Here is a 22,071-nt window from a genome sequence, read left to right as displayed (position 1 = left end):
GGAAACGTTAATGGACAGAGAGGTGCCCGCCGCGACCATTGCTTAAACGGCCGATGCCTGCGCCTTTCGGAGCATCGCCTCAATCAGGCGGCCCTCCAGATTCGGCGCGTGATGACTGGCATAAACACGTCTGGCCCAATGGTGCCGGGGGCGTTTGGCCATCATGCGAGTAATTCCAGACGGTGAACGTTGCCAGTTCGGTAGTCGACGATCGGCTGAAAATAAGGAACGATTTGCCCCTGCTCGACGGATTCGCGCACCGTTTGCTCGTCAAGCAGTGGTGCGCTATTGGCAGCTTTTTTTCAGACTGCCGCCCTATGTCGATGGCCGACGAATATCCGTCCGCGGCGCCTCGGTCTCCGGCATGATGCAAACTCACAGCAAAACCGCTAGACGTAGCCGCAATCGCGGCGCACTTCACCAAAGGCGACGCCGCATCACCAGCCAACCACACTGGTATCCCGGTCGAAGTTTCCGACAAGAACATCAGGCTTCGAAGCATCGGCCATCGGGCTGGTCGGGATAGAGCACGATCGCGTCAAACCTTACACCGCGCATCGCGTCGGCCATCTCAGCCATCTCGGCCATCTCGGCCATCTCGGCCATCTCGGCCATCTCGGCCACCGATGCTACCCGCTCAAAGCGCCATCCCGATCCACAGTCTTTCTGCATCGAGGCGGAAGATATCTGGTCGGGTGCTACCACGAGAACAAAGCTGCTCGACGCGATAGCAGGTCTGTCCGTATCAGGCCTCGGACGGCCTAATGTTGCCTTGACATCCACTTCTACCCTTCCATCTCTGATGCCTACACCGTCAGGCGGTCATCAGTCGCAATCGTCCGAATGGTCTTCGACCGCCTCCAGGCGATAGCCATGCGTGTACACCGAGCGCAACCGAACCCCGGTTACGTCGCCGAGTTTCAATTTGTTTCGCAACCGGTAGATGTGTGTGTCCAGACTTCGCGAGACGCCATCTATGCCGCGCCCCCATATCAGACGGAATAGCAATTCCCTGGACATGATTCGCCCGACGTTACGGAAGAGAACCGATGCGATATCGAATTCCTTCGGCGTTAGCTCGATTTCGCGATTATCGAAGCTCACCATTCTTTGCCGCAAATCGACGACGTATCGCCCCACCACAAGACGCGTGACATTCCGACCGTCTTCCGGATAGGCACGGCGCCAGAGGGCCTCCACCCTCGCAACCAGCTCACGCCGCCGAATGGGCTTGACGATGTAATCGTCGGCGCCGGCTTGTAGCGCCGTAACCATTTCCTCTTCGCGTACACGGGCCGACAAAAACAGCACCGGCAAGGCACGGCCCATGCGCTCGCGGACCCACCCGAGAACGTCCATTCCCGATATGCCAGGAACCATCCAGTCCAGAATCAACAGGTCGACCGACGATTGTTCGACGATGCGAATCGCCTCCACACCCTCGCGTGCATTAACAACCGTGTGGCCCGCATGCTCGAGCGTGGCCTGTATGAGTTCCGCCTGAGCGTCGTCGTCTTCGAGTAAGAGAATGCGCACAATACCCCCTCAAGGCTCAATCTGCTCGGCACTAAGGCCACCCCGTGAGCCCCTGAGGATTTGATGTTTCTGGAACACAGGCGCCCATGATCTTCAGAGCGCCTTCTTCGTCTTCACACGTGTATTGAGCGAGGCAGATGCCCCGGTTCATCAGCACGCCTGCTTTGCCTGCGAAGAAATGATCGCATTTCGCTGGGCGGCGTTTGTGAACAATTCTAAATTTTCTGACCACCCCTAATGAGGCACACGTCGACACGTTTATTCGCAAGATGGAAGAGGATTGGAAAAAATGCGAAAACTGGAAATGCACCTTTCCGCCGGAACTGAGACGAAATACGGTGATTCACCAACATACTGTTCAGCCGATATTTACTATAAGCGATTTCTAAAATCGCTAACGCCGGTTAAGCCGAAGCGGGATTCGACAAATATCGCCCTCGCGATGGGAAGCCCTCATTAAATTCATTCATCATAAATTAATACTATTAAATACTCTCTACAAACTTGCACATCACAAATTTATAATTTCAGACATTGCGCATCCGGGCACATACCCAAACGCTGGATGAAAGATATATTCCATCTGATGATGACGAAGCGGCCTACGCGGCCCACAGGCAGTAAGCGACTCGGTGAGTACTCTGTCTCCAATAGAAGCGCACGACCGACGCCGTGCAAATTTGCGCAGGACCGCAGCTCATCCCAGCGACGATGAGCAGCTGGAGACAAGCGACGGCAGAACGACAGACAGGGGCCCGAGCGAACCATTACAGATGAGGCTGCGGCTGATCAACGTCCGCGGCGGCCACACCTCCTTCAGGCACAACCTCCTCGAGGCAATAGCCGTGCTGATAAACCGAGCGTAGCCGCACACCGTGTTTCAGCGTCAGATCGAGCTTCCGGCGCAGACGATATATATGAGTATCCAGCGTGCGCGAGTCTGACCGCACGTCTTTTCCCCACACGGCCTTGCACAGTTCGTCACGAGGAAAAATTCGGCCCGGATGTCGAAACAGAAGGCTGGCGAGATCGAACTCGCGAGGCGTCAGCGTCTGCGGCTGCCCGGCCACGGTAACCGTCCGGTCGCGAATGTCTATCACATAGTCGCCAAATTCAATACGACTCGATTCTCGTCTTACGCCTGGATAGGCGCGGCGCAGAAGCGCCCCCACACGAGCGGTAAGTTCGCGGCGGCGCACAGGCTTGATCATGTAATCGTCCGCGCCGGCTTCAAGCGCCTTGGCGACGTCGTCTTCCCTCCCGCGCGAAGTCAACATCAGGATCGGAAGATGAACGCCAATACGTGAGCGTGTCCACGCGAGCACATCGAGCCCCGAAAGATCAGGCACAGACCAGTCGAGCACCAACAGGTCCACCGTGGCGCTCTCGAGATGGCGTACCGCAAGCCGTCCGTTATTGACGATTTCGACCTGATGGCCGGCACTCGTCAGTGCGGATTCAATCAGTTCGGCTTGGGCGTCATCGTCTTCCAGTGCAAGTATTCTCATAACCGTTCTTCACATCGAAACCAATCAAAAAATGCCGTCTTTGTATGGCGGCAAAATCGAATCGGCATTTTTTTGAAAACGTTAAGCACGCGCGCCGTACACAATTTGATGTATGTCAACGAGTGGTCGACGCGGTGTTGCCGGTCCCACATGGCTCGGCCGCGACCGTCAGGCGCGTGAACACCTCGGCAGGCTGACCACGGCAGCCCGCCATTCTGTCGACGTGCGCGCGATAGTCGCTAAGTCCGCACAGCAGCAGGACGCGACCCGGCTGTCGCGTAACCGCGCGCAGCCGAAATCCGTGTCCGTCGGCGCCGCGCAGTGTATCCTCCTCCCGTTCCCGTCCACCCATTCCGTCCGGTTTTCCGTACCGGCGTACCTACCGCTTTCCCCCTCGCGAGGTGAGTCGATGCGCGTTGGCAGTCCGTCGCAGCCCAGCTTCTTTCGAACGCTCCTCGACCGTTTGAAGGAACACCCGCTCGCGCGGGTCGGCCCCGGCCTCATTACGGGCGTGGCCGACGACGACCCCAGCGGCATCGCTACCTATTCGCAGGCCGGCGCGCAGTTCGGCCTCGGCATGCTGTGGACCATGCCGCTCGCCTTTCCGCTCATGGCCGCCGTGCAGTCGATGTGCGCCAATCTCGGCCGCGTCACCGGCAAAGGCCTGGCCGCCAACATCAAGTCGGCCTTTCCCCCTGTCGTGCTGTACGGCCTCGTTTCGCTGCTGCTGGTGGCCAACGCGCTCAACATCGCCGCCGACGTAGCCGCCATGGGCGAAGTCGCGGAGCTGGTCACCGGCATGAACCGTCACCTGATGACGGCGCTCTTCGTGTTCGTCACGCTGCTCCTGCAGATGTTCGTGCCGTATCACCGCTACGTGTTCTTTTTGAAATGGCTCACGCTTTCGCTGCTCGCGTACGCGGCCGTACTGTTCACGGTGCACGTGCCGTGGCGAGAGGTAGCGCTGCGCACGATATGGCCTAACGTCACGTTCGATGCATCAGCGGCTGCGGTGGTAGTCGGCGTGTTCGGCACCACGATCAGCCCCTATCTGTTCTTCTGGCAGGCCTCCGAAGAAGTTGAAGACATGCACGCGAATCACGACAGCGCACCGCTCGTGCGCGACCCGCGTGCCGCGCCGGCCGAATTGCGCCGCATTCGCTGGGACACCTGGAGCGGCATGCTCTATTCGGACCTCACCGCCTGGTTCATCATGCTGGCCACCGCGCTCACGCTTCACGCGGGCGGTATCACGAGCATCGACACGGCTGCACAGGCCGCCAGTGCGTTGAAGCCGCTGGCGGGCAACTTTGCCTCGCTGCTGTTCGCCGCGGGTATTCTTGGCGTCGGCCTGATCGGCGTGCCTGTGCTGGCGGGCTCGGGCGCCTACGCGCTTGCCGAGGCCATGGGCTGGAAAGAAGGACTCGAGCGCAACGTGACCGAGGCGCGCGGCTTCTACGGCATCATCGCGGTGAGCGTGCTGGTGGGCCTCGCGTTGCAGTATTCGCCCATCAGCCCCATGCGCGCGCTGTTCTGGAGCGCGGTCATCAACGGCGTGGTGGCCGTGCCGTTAATGGTGGTGATCCTCATCCTGGTTTCGAAGCGCTCCGTGATGGGACCGTTCACGGCGAGCCGTCCGATACTCGCACTCGGGGGCATCGCCACCGCGGTAATGGGCGCGGCAGCGGTTGCGATGTTCGTGTTGCTTTGACTCGCGTCACACATCGCCATGGAGCTTCGGCATCTCCGCTATTTCATCGCTGTCGCCGAATTGCGCAGCGTGCGCGCGGCCTCTGAACAGTTGCACGTCACGCAGCCCGCCATATCGCGACAAATTCAGGATCTGGAAGACGCCATTGGTGCGGTGCTGTTCGAACGCACGCCGCGCGGCCTCAAGCTCACGGCCGCAGGAGAAGCCTATCTGCACGAGGCGCGCGAGATTCTCGCCCGCGTGGACGCCGCCAATCGCCTCGCCCGCCAGATCGCCGCGGGCCTGCGCGGCCATCTTCGTATCGGGTTCGTGGAGAACGCAGCGTGGAGCGGCATTGTCTCCGCTGCCTTGCGCACCTTCGAACAGAAAGTGCCCCACGTATCGCTCGAACTCCAGCCCATGAATACCCCGGAGCAACTCGACGCCATTGCAGCAGGTCGGCTGGACGGAGGCTTCTGCTATCGCGTGGGCGTGCTGCCGGACGGCATTGCTGGCGTGCCGGTGCTGGAACAGAACGTCGTGCTGGCCGTGCCCGAAAGCTGGCTGCTCGGCAAAGCGGGGGCGGTGGCAGCCGCCGAACTCACGGGCATTCCGTTCATCGCGTTTCCCCGGCGCGTGTACCCGTCGTACTACGATCGTTTGCTCGCCGCGTGCGCGGAGCGCGGCCTCACGCTCGACATCCGGCAAGAGGCCACCACGGAAACCGCGATTCTTTCGCTCGTCTCCGCGGAAATGGGCGCGGCCATCGTGAACGCCGCGAATCGCGAACGCCCGCCGGCCCGCGTGCGTTTCGTCGAATTGCAGGATTTGTCCGTGCCGCTGCCGCTCGAATTCTGCTTCATGGCAAACGGCGCGAACGCGGCGCTGCAACAGTTCGTCGACTTGTTGCGGCAGGCTGCACCCAGGTAAGCGGGCGCGCACGGTGATGCCCGGAAAGCATCACCAGCCTCAGAAAACGGCATTGGCGACGGGTTTTATCGCCGGCGATAGTAAAGATACGCGGGGCGCCGTCTCGCACGCTTACTGATCGCACCATGTCCAACCTCCCCTCTCTTATCGCCACCGACGTGGACTTCGAACGCCCGGGTTTTCAGACAGGCACGCTGCGGCTGCCCTGGTCGCACGACACGTCGGCGTACGGCCACGTGCCCATTCCGCTTGCCGTGCTGAACGCGGGCGCAGGCCCAACCGTCCTGCTCACCGGCGGCAACCACGGTGACGAATACGAAGGTCCCGTGGCGCTGATGAAACTGCTTCAGCGGCTGCCTTCGATGACCATTCGCGGCCGCCTCATCGTCATTCCGGCGCTGAACTTCCCCGCGTTCATCAACGGCTCACGTACCTCGCCGATCGACCGCGGCAATCTGAACCGGCTCTTCCCCGGCGCGCGCAACGGCCAACCGACGGAGATGATTGCGCACTACGTCGAAACGGAACTGCTGCCACGCGCAGACATCGTGATCGATCTCCATGCGGGCGGCGCGTCGTTCGACCACCTGCCCACGCTGCTCGCCTCGCCGCCCCCACACGGCGAACAGCGCACCCGATATTTCGAACTTGTTCGCGCGTTCGGTGCACCGAACACGATGATCATGGATTTGTTGGGCGAAGACCGCACCTTTGCGGCGGCAGCGGAACGCCACGGCAAGCTGTTCCTTTGCGGCGAATTCGGCGGCCATGCGGGTTGCGATGCGGTGAATCTCGCTATCGTGGAGCAGGGGCTTGATCGCGTGCTGCACCAGCTCGGCGTAACCTTCGAAACCTCGTCCCCCCACGCAGCCGCCACGCGCTTTCTTCGCGTGGAAGGCGCGCGCCATTATGTGTATTCGCCGCTTGCCGGCGTATTCGAACCTGCCTTCGCATTGGGCGACGAGGTTCGCGAAGGACAACTGGCAGGCCGTCTCTTCGATCCGCACCGGCCATGGCAGGCGCCTCAAGACATCCACTTTCGCGGCGACGGCACCGTGATGTGCCAGCGCACCTTCGCGCGGGTGGAGCCCGGCGACTGCATCGCACTGCTGGCGTCCGAAACGCACGCAGATTGACCAGAGAAAAACCACAACAATTGCCGCAGCCCGTGTGCTGCGACTCATGACCCGGGAGACGTTACATGAGCGCCCATCCCCCTTTGCCGCCTTTTCCCGAAGCCACCGCCGGACCCGGCGAGCCGTCCGCGTGCGCCGACCGCAACGTGCGGCATCCGACCTACATCGTGTTGCTGTTCTTCGTCTGCTTTGCGTTCTCGTATCTCGACCGGCAGATCGTCAGCATTCTGGTTTTGCCTATCAAGCAGTCGCTCGCGCTTACCGATACGCAAATCGGCCTGCTACAAGGCTTTTCCTTCACGATGTGCTACGCAACGGCGGGCGTCTTCGTCGCACGACTCGTGGACCGCGCAAACCGCGTGAAGCTGATTGCCGTCTGCATCGCCATCTGGGCCATATCCACCACGTTGTGCGGCTTCGCCTCGAACTTCGGGGAACTGCTGGTGGCTCGCGCAGGCACCGCCATTGCGGAGGCCGCATTGAGCCCGGCTGCACTCTCCATCTTCGGCGACATGTTCGCGCCGCGCAGGGTGGCACGTGCCAGCAGCGTGTTCATGCTGGGGCCGTATGTGGGCGGTGGCGTGGCGCTGTTCGGCGGCGGCATGCTGCTTTCGGCGGCGCACGGCGACGGCGCGGCGTGGCTGACCACGCATGGCATGCAAGCCTGGCAGGCGGTATTCGTGGTGGTCGGCCTGCCCGGTCTCGTGCTCGCGGCGCTGATCGCGTCGACGGTTCGCGAACCGATGCGCGTCGAAACGCTCGCGCACGCCTCGCAGGCAAAGGACGTGGTGCCGTCACTGCGGGACGTCATGATCGAACTGTTCGTGCGCAACCGCTTTTGCCTGCCCTATTTCGCGGCCTACGTGGCGTTGATTACGCTCTTCTACTCGCACTCCGCGTGGTTTCCCACCTTGCTCATGCGACATTTTCATCTCTCGCCCAAGGCGGTCGGACAGATGGCCGCGCCCGCCTACATGATTGGCGGAGTACTCGGCGTGGCCTGCGCGGGCGTGCTCGCAACGCGTGTTACCAATGAGAGCGCGCTGCGTAAAGTTCTGGGCTTTTCCGCGAGCGCGGCGGCGTTACTGGTTCCCGCGGGCATCGCCATGCCGCTGGTGGGCAATAGCACGCTGGCCATCGTGCTATATGGCACGTGCGCGTTCACTGCCAGCATCGCGATGGGACTCGCGCCCGTGCCGCTGCAGATCGACGTGCCCAACCGCATGCGGGGCCGCTCGCTCGCGTTGCTCGTGTTCATGACCAACGCAATCAGTGGGGGCATTGGGCCGCTCTCTGTCGGTTATCTGAACGAACACATGGGGCAGGTGCCCAACAGCCTGGGCGTGGCGCTCGCCTGGGTGGGCGGTGTGTCCGCGCTTCTCAGCGCGGCCCTCTATGCCCTGGCCGCCCGACGCGTGTCCGTTGCGCGCATGCCGGCTTGATCGCAGAGAGCGACAAACGAACTGGACGCACGAACGGCTATGAAAGACATTTCACCCCGCTGGCGCTGGCGTGTAGGCGGCGCCACCATTACCCGCGTGGACGAGACCGAATTCGCACTCGCACCCGACATCCTGTTTCCCGACTGGAACGACGAGAGCGGCCACGCCCTCGAAGTCCATTTCGCAACGACGAGCCTGGACCTCACGAATCGACGCATTCCGCTCAGAACGCATCTATGGGTGGTCGAAACGGGTGATCTGACTATCGTGGTGGATACGGGAATCGGCAACGGAAAGTCGCGGCCGTTCAGCGCGCTGTTCGACCGTCTCGATCATCCCGTGCCGGCACGCCTGGAAGCGGCCGGGTTCCGTCCCGAGCAAATCGATTATGTATTGCTCACGCATCTGCACGTCGATCATGTGGGGTGGAACACCCATTGGCGTGACGGCCGCTGGGCCCCCTTCTTTCCGAACGCAACGTATGCATTCAGCGCGCGCGAGTGCGAATTCTTTTCGACGCCTCAGGGCGAGCCCCGGCGCATGGTATTCGAGGACAGCGTGCAGCCCCTTGTCGAAGCGAATCAGACGCACGTGGTGCCGGACAAAGGCGAAGAAATAGTCGACGGCATCCGCTTTCTGCCGACGCCCGGGCACAGCGTCGGGCACATGGCGATCGAGATCCGATCGCAAGGAGAAACCGCGCTGTTCTCCGGCGACGTCATGCACAGCCCACTGCAGGTTTATCGGCCGCAATGGAACTCCACGTTTTGCCTCGATCAGGAGCAGGCGCGCGCATCGCGGCAATGGCTGCTCGCGCATGCCGCGAAAACAGGCGCAACCGTGTTCGCTGCGCATTTCCCGGAAACATCGGCCGGCACGGTGCGCGAGGGACGCGAAGGCTTCGAATGGCGCTATCTCACTGAGGCATCCGAATCATCCGGCAAACCGCGGCTCGGGCAGTCCGCGCACGCCCAGTCCCGTCACTGCGAATAGCCCGCCTTTGTCGCGTTCCTTCTGTGGAATACCCCACATCGGGCGGCCCATCGTCGTGACGTAAAGCGTGTCGAGATTCGGGCCGCCGAACATCACGCTCGTCAGATTACGCACGGGGAACGGCACGATGCGATCGAGCGTACCGTCAGGCGCGAACCGCACAATGCGCCCGCCGAATACGAGTGCTGACCACACGTAGCCCTCTTCATCCACGGTTGCGCCATCGAAGGTGCCCGCCATGTTGTGCGCCGAGGCGAACAGCCGGCGGTTGGTTGCCGCGCCCGTTTCGATGTCGTAGTCGTACGCGTACATTTCCTTGCTGTACGTGTCCGTGAAATAGAGCGTGCGATTGTCGGGGCTCCAGCAGGGTCCATTCGAGCAGCTGATGCCGCTGTCGAGACGCGCGAGCTTGCCATCGGCATCGAGCCGGTACAATCCGCCGCTGCGGGTGGACCGCTGGCCGCGATCCGCATCGTAGCGGTCGAAATCGTAGGACATCGTGCCCGCGATAAAGCGGCCGCGGCGGTCCACCTTGCCGTCGTTGAAACGCGTCTCGGGGTCGTCGGCTTCGGGGTCTGCGATGAACTCCACCGTCTGCGCGTCGAAGTCGTAGAAATGCAGGCCGTTCGCGAGCGCCACCACCGCGCCGCCCTGCTCGCGCAGCGCCATCGAACCAATATGGCGCGGCGCGAAATAGCGCTTCACGTCAGCGCCGTCGGCGCGGCAGCTGTATATCTCCGCAGCGGTGCTGTCGATCCAGTAGAGCCGCTCTTCCTTCACGTCCCACAGCGGACCTTCGCCCAGGTGGTTGTTGGCATCCACGAGCAAGCGTACTTCGGGCATCGTCGTCTCCTTCCGGATTCGGGCGGGTCAGTCCTCGTCTTCCAGCGATCGTCGATGCGCGAGCAGCGCCATCAAACGCCGATCGCGCCAGCGGCTGCGTGCTTCGATGCGATCGCGTGGCAGCATGGCGCGCCGCGCTTCATCGAGCTTACCGAGCGTCTCGGCAGACCACGTGAACGGCACACGCGTTGCCGCAATGCTGCGATACGTGCCGCCATATCGTGCGGCGTAATCGGCCACGCCGCCCGGCGCATTCAGATCGATGGTTTCGAACGGGCCCATGAACGACCAGCGCATGGCGAGGCCGTCGCGCATCACGGTGTCCAGATCGGCCGCGCTCGCATAGCCCTGTTCATAGAGGCTCAACGCTTCGTCCAGCACGGCACCTTGCAACCGGTTCAGCAAAAAACCCGAGATCTCTCGATTGACTGTTACGGGCTTCTGCCCCGCTTCCTCGTAAAGGGCTCGCGCGCGTTCCAAAGTGGCCGGCGTGGTCCACGGCGCGCCGCACAGCTCCACGAGCGGCACGAGCGACGGCGGGTTCACAGGGTGTGCCACGAGGCATCGCGCACGGCCTTGCAGCCCTTCCGTAAAGGTGGACGCAGGCAGCCCCGACGTGGAACTTGCCAGCAAGGCATCGGGCTTCGTGAGCCGATCGAGTTCAATGAACATCGCGCGCTTCACTTCCACCACTTCCGCGATGTTCTCCTGCACGAGATCTGCTTGCGCGACTGTTTCGGTAAGCGTTGAGCGCGCACCGATGCGCGACACGACAGTCTCCACCGGCTCATCGATAAGACCGAACGAGGCCAGGTCCTGCACGCTCTCGCGGATTGCGGGAATCGCGCCCGCCAGCATGCCGGCGTCGGCATCGTAAATGCGCACCTCGAAGCCGCTGCGCGCGAACACGATGGCCCACGCGCGCCCGATGCGCCCTGCCCCGATCACCGCGATTATTCTTGCTTGCATGCGCTTTTTCCTCGCTATGGGTTGCAACGATCAGGCGCGCTTGTCGCGCAACGTGATAACGGCCGCCAGCACGACGAGCCCGTTGATGATGTCTCTCACCGCGGGCGGTACGGTGGTGCCCGCGAGCAGCGTGCCGAGCGCGGTCAGCAGCAGCGCGCCGCCGAATACGCCGAGATAGTGTCCGCGCCCGCCCGTGATGAGCGCGCCGCCCACCACCACCACGGCGATGGAAGGCAGCAGATACGGGTCACCCATGCCGAGGAACGCCTGCGAGCTGAAGCCCGCCAGCAGCAACCCGACGAGCGCCGAGCAGAGACCCGAAAGACAATAAACCGCGATCAGCGCCGTGCCCACACGCACGCCCGAAAGCTTCGCGGCAATCGGCGAATTGCCCACCGCGTACACGCGGCGCCCAAACGGCGTGCGATGCAGCAAGAGCAGCGCGATAACGAGAAACACCGGCACGCTCCACGCCGCAAGCGAAAGCGGACCCAGCCGGCCATTTGCGAATTCGCTGATCGCCGAGGGCGACCAGCCTTGCGGCGACCCGTTGCAGTAGATGAGCGTGAGGCCCTGCAACAGGCCATTGGCGGCGAGCGTCACCACGATGGGCGGCAAGCCGAGCATCACTACGCCCACGCCATTGAACACGCCAACGAGCAATCCCACGCAGAGCACGATCGGAACGGCCCACACCGCCGCTTCGTTGAGGCCATGCGTGAGCCCCGTCAACAACACGCCGGACAGCGTAATGAGCCACGGCATGGAGAGATCGAGTCCGCCTGTGAGAATGACCGCGCCCTGGCCCAGCCCGAGAATCGCAAGAAACAGCGTCAGCGTGAGCAGGCTGCTGTAAAAGTTCGCGCTGACAAGCACGCGCGGTCCATACACGAAGCCTGTGATGACCACCACGGCGAAGAAGAGCAGATATGCCGGCACGACGTACTTGACCCACTCGCGATTGCGCTCGATCCAGTCGCCGATCACCCGGCCTTTCAATTCGGTGTTTTCGACAGGCCGGAAATCGTTCACTTCGAACGACACACGCCGCGCGTTCCTGTCGTTTCGGGCGCGCGTGCCGGTTCGCACCGCCTTGAGCCACTGCGCCGCGTGACGCGCGCATTCGTGTGCGGCCGACTGCTTGCCAATGGACGAGCCCAGCACCGCGAGAATCAGGATCACCGCTTCGGCGATCGTCGTGAAGAATGCCGACACGTTCAGAACCAGCAGGATGTTCACGGTGATCATCAGCGTCATGGCGGCAAATACAGTGCCCACGCAACCGCCACGGCCACCGCCCAACAGCGTGCCTCCCAGCACGACAGCCGTGAACATGGAGAGCAGCAGAGGACGGCCAACGAGCGGATCGGCCGAACCCGTTTGCGCCGACACATAGAGGCCTGCCGCCGCATAGAACATGCCTGCGAGCGCGTAGGTCGCGATGCGATAACGCGTGACCGGCATGCCGTTCGCGTAGGCGCTGTCGGGGTCGCTGCCCAGCGCATAGATGCCCACGCCCAACCGTGTGCTCTTGATGAACGCCCAGACAAGCAGCGCGACGATCAACACGCCGGCGGACATCGGCACCTTCTCGGGAATCAGATCTGCCGTGAGCACGGCGCCGAACTGATCGCCCACGCTGCCGCCGGGCTTGTTCTGGATGAGCAGCGTGAGGCCTTGCACCATGAACATGGTGGCGAGCGTAACAACGATGGATTGCAGACGGAACCACGCAATCAGCGCACCGTTCATGAGCCCGATGCCGCCGCCAATCGCGAGGATCAGTGCCGCGCCGCCCCATTGCTCCACGGGAGAACCCTGCACGAAGCGCACGGCAAGCACGTTGGCGAGCGATACGACAGCGGACGCCGACAGATCGAAGCCGCCCGAGAGCACAACGATGGTCTGCCCGATAGCCGCAAGCGCCAGCGTGGCCGCACTCGAAATGACCGAGCCGACGTCATAGAACCCGACCGGCGTGGCGGACAACGCGACCCACGCCACAAGCATCAACACGAGCGCGCTGATGGCGATGATGAGCCCGCGATGATGATCGAGGCGCGCGCCCCATCCCACGCGCGCACCGGGGCGGACGATCTCGCTGTCGGGCGACGCAATGGCAATTTTCATGAGCAACCTCTCAGCTGGAAAGCATCTTGCGCATCACGTTCTCTTCGGTGAGCGCATCGCCCGATAGCTCGCCGACATTGCGGCCGCGGTACATCACCGAAACGCGATCGCACACGTTGACGAGTTCGGGCACATCGGTCGAATAGAACAGCACCGCGCCGCCCGCCGCCGCGAAGGCGCGCATCAGCACGAAGATCTGATGCTTGGTGCCCACGTCGATGCCGCGCGTCGGGTCGAACATCAACCAGACGCGGCTTTGCGTGAGCAGCCACTTGGCCATCGCGATCTTCTGCTGATTGCCGCCCGAGAACGACAGACACGGTTTGTAGAGGGCGCGCGGATTCACTTCCATCTGCGCGAGCGAACGGCGGATCGCGGCCTGCTCGCGCTTGCGGTCGATCAGCCCGAAGCGCGAGTAGCGTCCTATCACCGGCAGCGACACGTTCTCGCCGCCGGGCAGGCGCAGGAAGAGCCCTTCGGTCTTGCGGTCTTCAGGCAGGAAGCTCGTGGATACGCCGGCCTTCAGCGAATCCGCCGTGGAAGTCAGCGTGACCGGCCGGCCGTCGATGCGAATCTCGCCGTCGTCGATATAGGTCGCACCGAAGAGTGCCTCGAACAGCTCGCGCTGGCCCATGCCCTGCAGCGCGGCAATGCCGTGCACCTCGCCGGGCATGAGCGCAAGATCGAAATCTTCGACGACGCTATCCACGCGGACGTTTCGGGCCTCGATGGCCGGCGCCTGCGCTGCACCTTGCGCCTGCGCGGGCGGCGCAACCTTCGGCGGATACTTCGCTTCCATCGAGCGGCCAATCACGAGGCGAATCACTTCGTCGTCCGAGATGTCGGCCGTATCGAATGCGCCCACGTCGCGCCCGTTGCGATACACCGTGAGGCTGTCGCAGAACTCGCGCACTTCCTGCATGCGGTGCGAGATAAACACGAAGGTCACGCCGCGTGCCTTCAGTTCGTCGATGCGCCTCGCAAGCCACGCGACGTCGCGGCCGGAAAGCGCGGAGGTCGGCTCGTCGAGCAGCAGCACTTGCGGCGCGCGCACCATCGCCTTCGCGATTTCGATCTTCTGCCGCACGGGCAGCGAAAGGTCGCGAATGTAGGCGCCAGGCCGCACGTCCGCGAGTTCGAGACGATCGAGCCATTCAGCCGCTTTACGCTGCGCCTCGCGCTTTCTGATTCGCCCCAGAAAGCCCGTAGGCTCGTACGACATGAGCAGGTTCTGCGCAACCGTGAGATCGCGCACCAGCGTCATCTCCTGAAACGCCGTCTGCACACCGGCGCGATGCGCGTCTTTCGGCCCGCGCATCGCGACCTCGCTGCCCATCACGCGGATGCTCCCCGCATCGGGCCGCATGAGTCCCGAAAGCAGCTTGACCGTGGTGGACTTGCCCGCGCCGTTCTCGCCGAGCAGCGCATGCACGGCGCCGCGCTTCACTTGAAACGATGCGCCGTCCAGCGCAACCGTCGCGCCGAAGCGCTTGGTGACCTTCTCGATATCGATCGCAAGCGATGTCATCGAATCACCTCCTCGTTGTGCCGCAGTCAGTCCTGGTTGCCGGTCAGCGCCGCATTGAAGCCCACTTCCTTCGTGTCGTCGGAATAAATGTCCGCGAACCAGCCCGGGGGCACCTTGTCGGGCGGGAACGCCGTGCAGCCCGCCTTCAGTTCGTCGATGCTGCCGGTCTTGCAGAGCTTCGAGTCCGCGGTCTGCACGAGCGGCAGTTTCAACGTGACATGCGGCGGAAAGTCTTTGCCTTCCAGTTTTTGTACGGCGAGCTTGAGCGCCATCGCACCCGAATACGGCGGCGCACCGTACGAGATGGAGCGATAACCGATGGCACGATAGGCGCCCTCACCCTTCACGGTGCCCGGCGGCAGCATCTGCACGCGGTGCCCGTTCGACGATTCGCCCGCGCACGGTTTGATCTTGTCGTCGGCAATGCCCGCGTCCACTTGCATTGATGCCGCCGTGAAGCAGCCCACCTGCATCCACAGGCCGTCGATCTTGTCCCAGCTATGGGTTGCGAGAATCTTCGAGAGTTCGGTCTTCGCGGTGGCCTGGCTCCACATGCCAGTGCCTTCCGCAATCACCTTGATGCCGGGGTATTTCGCGAACACGGCCTTGGCGGCTTCGGTGCGGGCGCGGTCCACGGAGGTGCCCGGCACGCCCGTAATCATCACGACATTGCCTTTGCCATTGATAGTCTTCGCGAGCCATTCGGCGGTAACGGTGCCGGCCTGGTGCTGGTCGATGGTGACGTTGTGCGCGCACGGTTCGGTGACCTCACCGTCGTAGGCGGCCACCACCACGCCCTTCGAGCACGCGTTCTTGATGGCGCGATTGAGCGCCGTGGGCGAGATCGGGTAGATGATGATGGCCTTCGCGCCCGCCTGCACCATCGAGTTGATCTGCTGGATCTGTTTCTGTGCGTCCGTGCCCGCCACCTGTACTTCGAGATCCACCTTGTCCTTGAGCGCGGGCGTATTGGCCATTGCCTTGACCATGTTCGCGGCCTCGGTCTGCCAGTCGTTGCCCACATAGCTCATCGACAGGAATACCTTGTATTTGCCGGCCGCCACGGCAGGATCCGAAACGGCGAGCGCGGCGGTGAATGCGAGGCCGAGTGCGAGGCTGAATGCAACCCGGCCCGCACGACGGATGCTGTGCGTCAATGCTTTCATGTCTTCCTCCGATGCTTCTTTATTGATGTGTGACTGCGCTTTTACTTCGCGACGTGCGGCAGGCGAGCGTTCGCCGGCAATACGATTCCTGAGCTGCCCGGCACGACGTTGGGATCGTGCCCGGGTATGACGAAGTCCGCGATCTGCCGGATACGCGCAAGCGTGTTCATCTCCGCCAGCGTTTCGTGCACGATGCCTACCGGCACGAGGTCGACGATGTTTTCCATGCAGTTCGCGCAATCGCCCGCAATCAGCACGACACCGTCTTCCGTATCGACCGCAACAGACTGATGGCCTGGCGTGTGTCCTGGCGTGGGTACTACACGCACGCCGGGCACGATGTCGGTCACGCCGTTCACGAAGTGCCAACGGAAATACGCGAGCGGCTCGCGGCCAATCAGGAATTCCTGGTAATACGTTGCCTGTGTGGGCAGCGGGTGACAGGCGTAGTCCCACTCCTTTTCCTGCACCACGAAACGCGCATTGCGAAAGAGCGTGTTGCCGCCCGAGTGGTCGTAATGCAGATGCGTGTTGATGACGATATCGACCTCGTCCGCGCGCCAGCCAACGTATTCCTTCAGCGCGCGCTCCAGCTTCTCCTCCGGTGCCTGATCGCAGGGACATACGAAGTTCGAGACCCAGCCCGGGTCGTGAATGCCGGTATCCACCACGATCTTTTTCTGCGCCCCGACGATCGCCGTAGACCACACGGGCACCTTCATCTGTTGCCCGAAGTAACGGCCATAGACCTGCGACGAGCGGTCCACGGTAAGCCAGCCCGTCGGCATCGCGACCACTTTCAGTTTGCTGCGCGCACTGCCGTTCACGATGCCTCCGCGTGTCAGAAGTTGGTTTGTGCTGCGCCCTTGAGTTGCAACATCTCGCGTGCTTCTGCGGGCGTCGCGACATCGAGCGAAAGCCCTTCGATCACCTGGCGGATCTTGCGGACCTGCGCGGCACTCGATTCGGCAAGCTTGCCCGGTCCGAGCCACAGCGAGTCTTCCAGCCCGACGCGCACGTTCGATCCCTGCGCAACGCCGATCGAACCCAGCGGAATCTGATTGCGGCCTGCGCCCAGAATGGACCACACGTAGTCGTTCCCAAACAGACGGTCGGCGGTGCGCCTCATGTGCGCGAGGTCCTCAGGATGCGGCCCGATGCCTCCCAGTAGACCGAACACGCTTTGCACGAAGAACGGCGGTTTCGCGAGCCCGCGATCCACGAAATGCGCGAGGTTGTAGAGATGCGAGATGTCGTAGCACTCGTACTCGAAGCGCGTGCCGTTCGCACTGCACGACGTGAGGATGTATTCGATGTCCGCGAAAGTGTTCTTGAATACGAGATCGCGGCTGTTTTCCAGATGTTTGCGCTCCCAGTCGTACTTGAGGTCCTTGAAACGCTCCAGCATCGGATAAAGGCCGAAGTTCATCGACCCCATGTTGAGCGACGCCACTTCGGGCTTGAAGTGATGCGCGGGCTTGAGACGCTCGGCTACCGTCATATGCGGGCTGCCGCCCGTCGTGATGTTGATGACGGCGTCCGTTTCCGCCTTGATGCGCGGCAGGAAGGCCTGAAATACAGCGGGGTCTTGCGTGGGATGGCCGTCATCCGGATCGCGCGCATGCAGATGCAGAATCGCTGCGCCTTCCTTCGCGGCGGCCAGCGCCGCGTCGCCGATCTGCTGCGGGGTGACGGGAAGATAAGGCGACATCGACGGCGTGTGGATCGCGCCCGTCGGTGCGCACGTGATGATGACCTTGCGTTTCGTTGCCATGTGTTCGGTCCTCGCTGTTCTCAGAGCACTTCGACATTGCCGCAGACGGAGATAGCCTGCCCCGAGATGCCGCTGCCCGCCGGCGAACAGAGGAAGAGCGCGGTGGCGGCCACTTCCTCCGGTGTCGTCATACGGCGCAGCGAAATCTTCTCGAGGTATTGCTTCTCCATCTCTTCGTAAGAGAGATTCAATTGCGCCGCACGTGCGGCGATTACGCGTTCGATGCGCGGGCCTTTCACGATGCCCGGTTGAATTGCATTGACGCGGATGTTCGATGGGCCCAGTTCGATTGCAAGGCTCTTCGTGAGTCCGACCACGGCCCACTTGGTCGCAGAATACGGCGTGCGAAACGCGTAGCCGAGCCGGCCCGCCACCGACGAGAGTGCGATGATCGTTCCGCCGTTTTGCGCGTTGCGCAGCAGCGGCACCGCGCGGCGCGCGAAATAGAACTGCGCGTTGAGATTGACGTCGATCGTGGTTTCCCACTCTTTCACGTCGAGTTCTTCGATGCCGCCTGTTGGACCTGCAATGCCCGCGTTGTTGACGAGCACGTCGAGTCCGCCCAGTTCTTTCTGCACGTCGGCGAACACGCGCTCGACGGCATCGCGATCGGATACGTCCGCGAGCGTTGCGCTAATGCGGCTAGATTCAGCATTGGCTTGCGACTGGGCAAGCGCATCGATCGCATCGGCGCTCGCATCGCAGACATGCACGCGCGCACCCGTTTCAACGAAGGCCTGCGCGATTACGAGCCCAATGCCCGATGCGCCGCCTGTAATGAGCACGCGCAAGCCCGCGTGCGGTTTCAGCATCTGCAGAACCGTCATTGCCTTTCTCCGTTTTCTTGTGCGTCAGCTTTCCTGTGCGTCAGCTTCAGGCGGTGGCCCGGTCGCCGCTGTCTGCCTTGCTCTGCTCCGCGGCCTGCAAACGCTCCTGCAGGTCCGCGGCGGCGTCGCCGATGTCTTCCTCGATCCCCGCGCGTGCGCCGTCACCGTCGCCGCGCCAGAGCGCTTCTACGATGTGGCGATGCGCCACCATGGAGCGGCGCATGTGGGGAATGTCCGGCGCCACGAGATTGAGGAAAGGGCCGATACGCATCCAGAGGTTCTGGATCGTGGCGAGCGTGAGGTCGCTCGCACCGTGCGTGTAAATCGCGATATGGAACTGGAAATTACTGCGCAGATAGGCCGGCACGTCGCCAGCTTCGACGTGTGCGTCCATCGTGTCGAACACGGCCTGTAATGCTTCGAGATGCTCGCGCGACATGCGCGCCGCGGCTCGTTTAGCGACGGTGCCTTCAAGCGCGATACGCACGTCGCGCAACTCGTCGAGCAATTCGAGCGTCATGGGCGGCACCATCAGCGCGCGGCCCGGACCGTCGATCAACGCGCCTTCGGCTTGCAGCCGCGTGAGCGCGGCACGTACGGGCATCGTGGACGAGCCCACGGCTTCGGCCACGCTGCGCAGGCTCAGCAACTGGCCCGGCGCGAAGCGGCCCGTCATGATCGCTTCCCTCAACTGGGCGTAGACGCGGCCCGCCATGGTTTCGCGCGCGACCAGTTCGAGTTCGGGTAAATCCGTTGACGTGCGGGTTGCCACCTTCAACCTCCGTTCTTTCATCCAGCTACGGCCACGCTTTCAGGTTTCTGGCGCCTCCGTGACCTGTGATCACAGATCTCTTGAGCGAAGTTTGATTCGCCCTGCATGAGGAGTCAACCGGGAATCGCTAGGGGAAAACGCGAGGTACGAGCGCCTCGGGCGTCATGGGCCACACAAGGGTTTCACGAGGCCTCAAACAAACTGGACAGTTTAACTTGCAAGTTAAACTGTCTTAACCTATGCTGCGGCCATGACCAGTTCACGCATCTCCTCGGGGCCTTTGTCAGGTGCCCCTAACGCATCGCTCGAAGCCGTTATCGCCGAACTGACGCCTGCAATCGGCCAAATCGTGCGAAGGCTTCGCTCCGTGGGTAACCCGGGTGAACTGAGCCTGTCTCAATCGAGCGCGCTCGCACGGCTGGAACACGGTGGCCCCATGACGACAGCCGATCTTGCGCGCGCCGAATCGATGAAACCGCAGTCGATGAAATCGATTCTGGCGAGCCTCGAAGAAGAAGCCTGCGTGGAGCGCCAGCCACATCCCACGGACGGCCGCCAGATCCTGTTCGCGCTGACGCCGAAGGGCCTTGAAGAGCGACGGCAGCGCACCGCAGCCAAGCGCGAATGGCTGGTCGACGCGCTGTCGAAATTCGATCAGACGGAGCTTCAGACTCTGGCCGCTGCTATTCCGCTTCTCAAGCGGCTCGGCTCGTCCTGACGCAACGCGCCGCGGGCAGTACGTCCTGCGGTGAATCGTTGATGAAACATGCGCCTTATCTCTGCAACCATTTAGGATCACTAACATGAGCGCAACCACCCTCGACCCACGCACGGCCCTGATCATCGTGGACCTTCAGAAAGGCATAGCAGCACTCCCTGCCGCCGCCCCGATTGAAGTCGTGACGCAGAAAGCCGGCTTGCTTGCCGCGGCCTTTCGCGAGCGGGCTCTGCCCGTCGTGCTGGTCAACGTTGCCGGCGGCGCTGCGGGGCGCACGGAACAATCACGCGGCGCCCTGCCTCTTGCTCCGGACTGGACAGAGCTGCTGCCTGCTCTCGGGCAGCAGCCGCAGGATCATCTCGTCACCAAGCACACGTGGGGCGCGTTCATGGGCACGAGCCTCGAGTCCTGGCTGAAGTCGGAGAGTGTGACGCAAGTCGTTCTGGCCGGCGTGGCGACCAGCATCGGCGTGGAGTCGACCGCGCGCGAGGCCTATGCGCTCGGCTTCAACGTCACGCTTGCCATCGACGCGATGACGGACATGAGCGCCGACGCTCACGCCAATAGCGTGTCGCGCATCTTTCCGCGATTGGGCGAAACGGGTACGACGCAGGAAATCATTGCGCTGCTGGAAACGCAGCACGCCTGAGAGGCAAAACGGAGCGCGGAAACAGTTCGATGAAACGCATGGCCGACGACAACGGGCAAATTCTCCAGCGCGAGGAACGCGCGGCACAAGCGCCCGCCCCTTCGATATGGAAAATCACGGCAGTCGCAGTGCTCGGATCATTGCTCACGCAGCTGGACGCCACCATCGTGAACGTCTCGCTTTCCAGCCTGGCAAAGGATCTCGGCTCCACGCTGCCGGCCATTCAGTGGGTCACGAGCGCGTATCTGCTCGCACTCACACTGGTCTTGCCGTTGAATGGCTGGTTTGTGGGGCGCATCGGTGGAAAAGCCCTGTATCTCTGGTGCTTCTCGCTGTTCACGGCAAGTTCGGCGCTCTGTGGCTTCGCATGGTCGGCGAACTCGCTGATTGGTTTTCGCATTCTGCAGGGCGTGAGCGGCGGCCTGCTCGCGCCCATGGCGCAGATGATGATGAAACGGGCCGCGGGAAACCAGTTCACACGCATCGCGGGCTACGCCGCGTTGCCCATTTTGCTCGGGCCGCTGCTGGGCCCTGTGATCGCGGGTGCGATACTGCACTACGCTTCGTGGCGCTGGCTGTTTCTCGTGAACCTGCCGGTGGGCTTGCTCGCGCTATTGCTCGCGAAACTCTTTCTGCCCGACGACATTCCACAGCACACGCCGCGCGGACTCGACTGGGTCGGACTGCTTCTGCTGTCGCCCGCCCTCGCGCTCGTGCTGCTCGGGTTCGAGCGTATCGCTCAGCGCCCGGGCCTCGTCGCGCTGATAGCGGGCGGCCTTCTGCTTGCCGTATTCCTGCGCGTCGAAAGTCGCAAGGCCGCACGCGCGTTAATCGATCTGAGCCAGTTCCGCAGCAAGGTGTTTCGTGTCGCATCAGCCGCGCAGTTTCTCTCGAACGGCGTGTTGTTCGCAGGGCAAATGCTCATTCCGCTATTCCTGATTCAGGCGTGCGGCCGTTCTCCCGCCGCGATGGGATGGATGCTCGCCCCGCTCGGGCTTGGCATGATGGTCACGTTTCCCTCGCTAGGATTCCTGACAACCCGTTTTGGTGAACGCGCGGTGGCTGTGGGAGGCGCCAGCGTCGCCGTCTGCGCAACGCTGGTGCTTGCCTGGCTGGCGAACCATCCACTCGATGTTCTTGTCCTGGTTGCGGCGCTCTTCCTTCGGGGGATGGGACAAGGCGCGGTGGGACTTCCCGTCCTTTCGTCGGCCTATGCGTCAGTCGAGCCCCGCAATCTGCCAATGGCCGCCACCACGCTGAACATCGTTCAGCGCCTGGGAGGTCCGGCGCTCACCACCCTATGCGCGGCCTTTCTTGATCGCATGCTGGAAGTGCGCGTTGGGCATGCGGGTCCGAATGCGTGGACGCTTGCATTCCTGCTGCTCGCGGCCCTGCATGGGCTCGCCGCCGTCGCGGCGACGGGCCTCCCACGAAGAGCGACGATGAGCGGGAGCGACTAA

The 22,071-nt window shown here is 62.6% G+C and carries 20 protein-coding genes; 8 read left to right on the top strand and 12 right to left on the bottom strand.

What is annotated here, in order from left to right:
- Window positions 1–486: 486 nt before the first annotated feature.
- The 3 genes from P2869_RS20510 to P2869_RS20500 form a co-directional block, all read right to left on the bottom strand.
- Window positions 487–783: a hypothetical protein gene (locus P2869_RS20510; RefSeq protein ID WP_277599376.1), complete on the bottom strand. Its 297-nt coding sequence runs from the start codon at window positions 781–783 to the stop codon at window positions 487–489.
- Window positions 784–825: 42 nt separating this feature from the next.
- The gene (locus P2869_RS20505; protein WP_017777282.1) at window positions 826–1,536 is read right to left on the bottom strand and encodes a response regulator transcription factor; all 711 of its coding nucleotides are present in this window, start codon (window positions 1,534–1,536) and stop codon (window positions 826–828) included.
- A gap of 767 nt (window positions 1,537–2,303) precedes the next feature.
- Complete coding sequence (locus P2869_RS20500; protein WP_017777281.1) at window positions 2,304–3,044, bottom strand: response regulator transcription factor; 741 nt, start codon at window positions 3,042–3,044, stop codon at window positions 2,304–2,306.
- Window positions 3,045–3,453: 409 nt separating this feature from the next.
- Here P2869_RS20500 and P2869_RS20495 point away from each other — a divergent pair, with 409 nt between their 5' ends.
- From P2869_RS20495 to P2869_RS20475, 5 genes are all read left to right on the top strand, one after another.
- Window positions 3,454–4,755 carry a divalent metal cation transporter gene (locus tag P2869_RS20495; RefSeq protein ID WP_277599375.1) on the top strand — a complete coding sequence of 434 codons (1,302 nt, stop codon included), beginning with the start codon at window positions 3,454–3,456 and terminating at the stop codon, window positions 4,753–4,755.
- Window positions 4,756–4,773: 18 nt separating this feature from the next.
- The gene (locus P2869_RS20490; RefSeq protein WP_277599374.1) at window positions 4,774–5,664 is read left to right on the top strand and encodes a LysR family transcriptional regulator; all 891 of its coding nucleotides are present in this window, start codon (window positions 4,774–4,776) and stop codon (window positions 5,662–5,664) included.
- A gap of 125 nt (window positions 5,665–5,789) precedes the next feature.
- Window positions 5,790–6,800: a succinylglutamate desuccinylase/aspartoacylase family protein gene (locus P2869_RS20485; RefSeq protein ID WP_277599373.1), complete on the top strand. Its 1,011-nt coding sequence runs from the start codon at window positions 5,790–5,792 to the stop codon at window positions 6,798–6,800.
- Between the two features lie 65 nt (window positions 6,801–6,865).
- On the top strand, window positions 6,866–8,242 hold the full coding sequence (locus tag P2869_RS20480) for an MFS transporter (RefSeq protein WP_277599372.1): 1,377 nt from the start codon (window positions 6,866–6,868) through the stop codon (window positions 8,240–8,242).
- A gap of 39 nt (window positions 8,243–8,281) precedes the next feature.
- The gene (locus P2869_RS20475) at window positions 8,282–9,235 is read left to right on the top strand and encodes an MBL fold metallo-hydrolase (RefSeq protein ID WP_017777276.1); all 954 of its coding nucleotides are present in this window, start codon (window positions 8,282–8,284) and stop codon (window positions 9,233–9,235) included.
- On the opposite strand, the gene P2869_RS20470 is transcribed toward P2869_RS20475, so the two are convergent.
- From P2869_RS20470 to P2869_RS20430, 9 genes are read right to left on the bottom strand one after another with little or no spacing between them, the layout of a single operon-like run.
- Complete coding sequence (locus P2869_RS20470) at window positions 9,176–10,078, bottom strand: SMP-30/gluconolactonase/LRE family protein (protein ID WP_277599371.1); 903 nt, start codon at window positions 10,076–10,078, stop codon at window positions 9,176–9,178. The two genes, P2869_RS20475 and P2869_RS20470, sit on opposite strands and share 60 nt — an antisense overlap.
- 27 nt (window positions 10,079–10,105) lie before the next feature.
- Complete coding sequence (locus tag P2869_RS20465; protein WP_277599370.1) at window positions 10,106–11,047, bottom strand: 3-hydroxyacyl-CoA dehydrogenase; 942 nt, start codon at window positions 11,045–11,047, stop codon at window positions 10,106–10,108.
- Window positions 11,048–11,077: 30 nt separating this feature from the next.
- Complete coding sequence (locus P2869_RS20460; RefSeq protein WP_277599369.1) at window positions 11,078–13,177, bottom strand: ABC transporter permease; 2,100 nt, start codon at window positions 13,175–13,177, stop codon at window positions 11,078–11,080.
- Between the two features lie 10 nt (window positions 13,178–13,187).
- Window positions 13,188–14,705, bottom strand: coding sequence for a sugar ABC transporter ATP-binding protein (locus tag P2869_RS20455; RefSeq protein WP_277599368.1), 1,518 nt, complete (start codon window positions 14,703–14,705; stop codon window positions 13,188–13,190).
- Between the two features lie 26 nt (window positions 14,706–14,731).
- The gene (locus tag P2869_RS20450) at window positions 14,732–15,871 is read right to left on the bottom strand and encodes a sugar ABC transporter substrate-binding protein (RefSeq protein ID WP_277599367.1); all 1,140 of its coding nucleotides are present in this window, start codon (window positions 15,869–15,871) and stop codon (window positions 14,732–14,734) included.
- A gap of 41 nt (window positions 15,872–15,912) precedes the next feature.
- Window positions 15,913–16,659 carry an N-acyl homoserine lactonase family protein gene (locus P2869_RS20445; protein ID WP_346833766.1) on the bottom strand — a complete coding sequence of 249 codons (747 nt, stop codon included), beginning with the start codon at window positions 16,657–16,659 and terminating at the stop codon, window positions 15,913–15,915.
- Between the two features lie 53 nt (window positions 16,660–16,712).
- Window positions 16,713–17,645, bottom strand: coding sequence for a 3-keto-5-aminohexanoate cleavage protein (locus tag P2869_RS20440; protein ID WP_126879676.1), 933 nt, complete (start codon window positions 17,643–17,645; stop codon window positions 16,713–16,715).
- Between the two features lie 20 nt (window positions 17,646–17,665).
- Entirely contained in the window at window positions 17,666–18,472 is an 807-nt protein-coding gene (locus P2869_RS20435) for an SDR family oxidoreductase (protein WP_277599365.1), read from the bottom strand.
- 46 nt (window positions 18,473–18,518) lie between these two features.
- The gene (locus P2869_RS20430) at window positions 18,519–19,187 is read right to left on the bottom strand and encodes a GntR family transcriptional regulator (RefSeq protein ID WP_152495151.1); all 669 of its coding nucleotides are present in this window, start codon (window positions 19,185–19,187) and stop codon (window positions 18,519–18,521) included.
- Window positions 19,188–19,494: 307 nt separating this feature from the next.
- Between P2869_RS20430 and P2869_RS20425 the strand changes: the two genes are divergently transcribed.
- The 3 genes from P2869_RS20425 to P2869_RS20415 all read left to right on the top strand — a co-directional run bounded on the left by P2869_RS20425 (window position 19,495) and on the right by P2869_RS20415 (window position 22,071).
- On the top strand, window positions 19,495–19,962 hold the full coding sequence (locus tag P2869_RS20425; protein ID WP_277599364.1) for a MarR family transcriptional regulator: 468 nt from the start codon (window positions 19,495–19,497) through the stop codon (window positions 19,960–19,962).
- Window positions 19,963–20,047: 85 nt separating this feature from the next.
- Entirely contained in the window at window positions 20,048–20,611 is a 564-nt protein-coding gene (locus P2869_RS20420) for an isochorismatase family protein (protein WP_277599363.1), read from the top strand.
- 38 nt (window positions 20,612–20,649) lie between these two features.
- Window positions 20,650–22,071 (top strand): DHA2 family efflux MFS transporter permease subunit, encoded by a 1,422-nt coding sequence (locus P2869_RS20415; RefSeq protein ID WP_277599905.1) that lies wholly within the window; start codon window positions 20,650–20,652, stop codon window positions 22,069–22,071.

It is taken from the genome of Paraburkholderia sp. SUR17 (genome assembly GCF_029536165.1).
Classification (GTDB): domain Bacteria; phylum Pseudomonadota; class Gammaproteobacteria; order Burkholderiales; family Burkholderiaceae; genus Paraburkholderia; species Paraburkholderia kururiensis.
The sequence above is the reverse complement of the archived record's forward strand: the minus strand, read 5'-3'. Positions and strand labels throughout refer to the sequence as shown.

Coding starts and splice junctions, on each gene's coding strand:
- P2869_RS20500 (WP_017777281.1), bottom strand. CDS start 3,044: ATGAGAATACTTGCACTGGAAGACGATGACGCCCAAGCCGAACTGATT.
- P2869_RS20495 (WP_277599375.1), top strand. CDS start 3,454: ATGCGCGTTGGCAGTCCGTCGCAGCCCAGCTTCTTTCGAACGCTCCTC.
- P2869_RS20490 (WP_277599374.1), top strand. CDS start 4,774: ATGGAGCTTCGGCATCTCCGCTATTTCATCGCTGTCGCCGAATTGCGC.
- P2869_RS20485 (WP_277599373.1), top strand. CDS start 5,790: ATGTCCAACCTCCCCTCTCTTATCGCCACCGACGTGGACTTCGAACGC.
- P2869_RS20480 (WP_277599372.1), top strand. CDS start 6,866: ATGAGCGCCCATCCCCCTTTGCCGCCTTTTCCCGAAGCCACCGCCGGA.
- P2869_RS20475 (WP_017777276.1), top strand. CDS start 8,282: ATGAAAGACATTTCACCCCGCTGGCGCTGGCGTGTAGGCGGCGCCACC.
- P2869_RS20470 (WP_277599371.1), bottom strand. CDS start 10,078: ATGCCCGAAGTACGCTTGCTCGTGGATGCCAACAACCACCTGGGCGAA.
- P2869_RS20465 (WP_277599370.1), bottom strand. CDS start 11,047: ATGCAAGCAAGAATAATCGCGGTGATCGGGGCAGGGCGCATCGGGCGC.
- P2869_RS20460 (WP_277599369.1), bottom strand. CDS start 13,177: ATGAAAATTGCCATTGCGTCGCCCGACAGCGAGATCGTCCGCCCCGGT.
- P2869_RS20455 (WP_277599368.1), bottom strand. CDS start 14,705: ATGACATCGCTTGCGATCGATATCGAGAAGGTCACCAAGCGCTTCGGC.
- P2869_RS20450 (WP_277599367.1), bottom strand. CDS start 15,871: ATGAAAGCATTGACGCACAGCATCCGTCGTGCGGGCCGGGTTGCATTC.
- P2869_RS20445 (WP_346833766.1), bottom strand. CDS start 16,659: ATGCCGACGGGCTGGCTTACCGTGGACCGCTCGTCGCAGGTCTATGGC.
- P2869_RS20440 (WP_126879676.1), bottom strand. CDS start 17,645: ATGGCAACGAAACGCAAGGTCATCATCACGTGCGCACCGACGGGCGCG.
- P2869_RS20435 (WP_277599365.1), bottom strand. CDS start 18,472: ATGACGGTTCTGCAGATGCTGAAACCGCACGCGGGCTTGCGCGTGCTC.
- P2869_RS20430 (WP_152495151.1), bottom strand. CDS start 19,187: ATGGCGGGCCGCGTCTACGCCCAGTTGAGGGAAGCGATCATGACGGGC.
- P2869_RS20425 (WP_277599364.1), top strand. CDS start 19,495: ATGACCAGTTCACGCATCTCCTCGGGGCCTTTGTCAGGTGCCCCTAAC.
- P2869_RS20420 (WP_277599363.1), top strand. CDS start 20,048: ATGAGCGCAACCACCCTCGACCCACGCACGGCCCTGATCATCGTGGAC.
- P2869_RS20415 (WP_277599905.1), top strand. CDS start 20,650: ATGGCCGACGACAACGGGCAAATTCTCCAGCGCGAGGAACGCGCGGCA.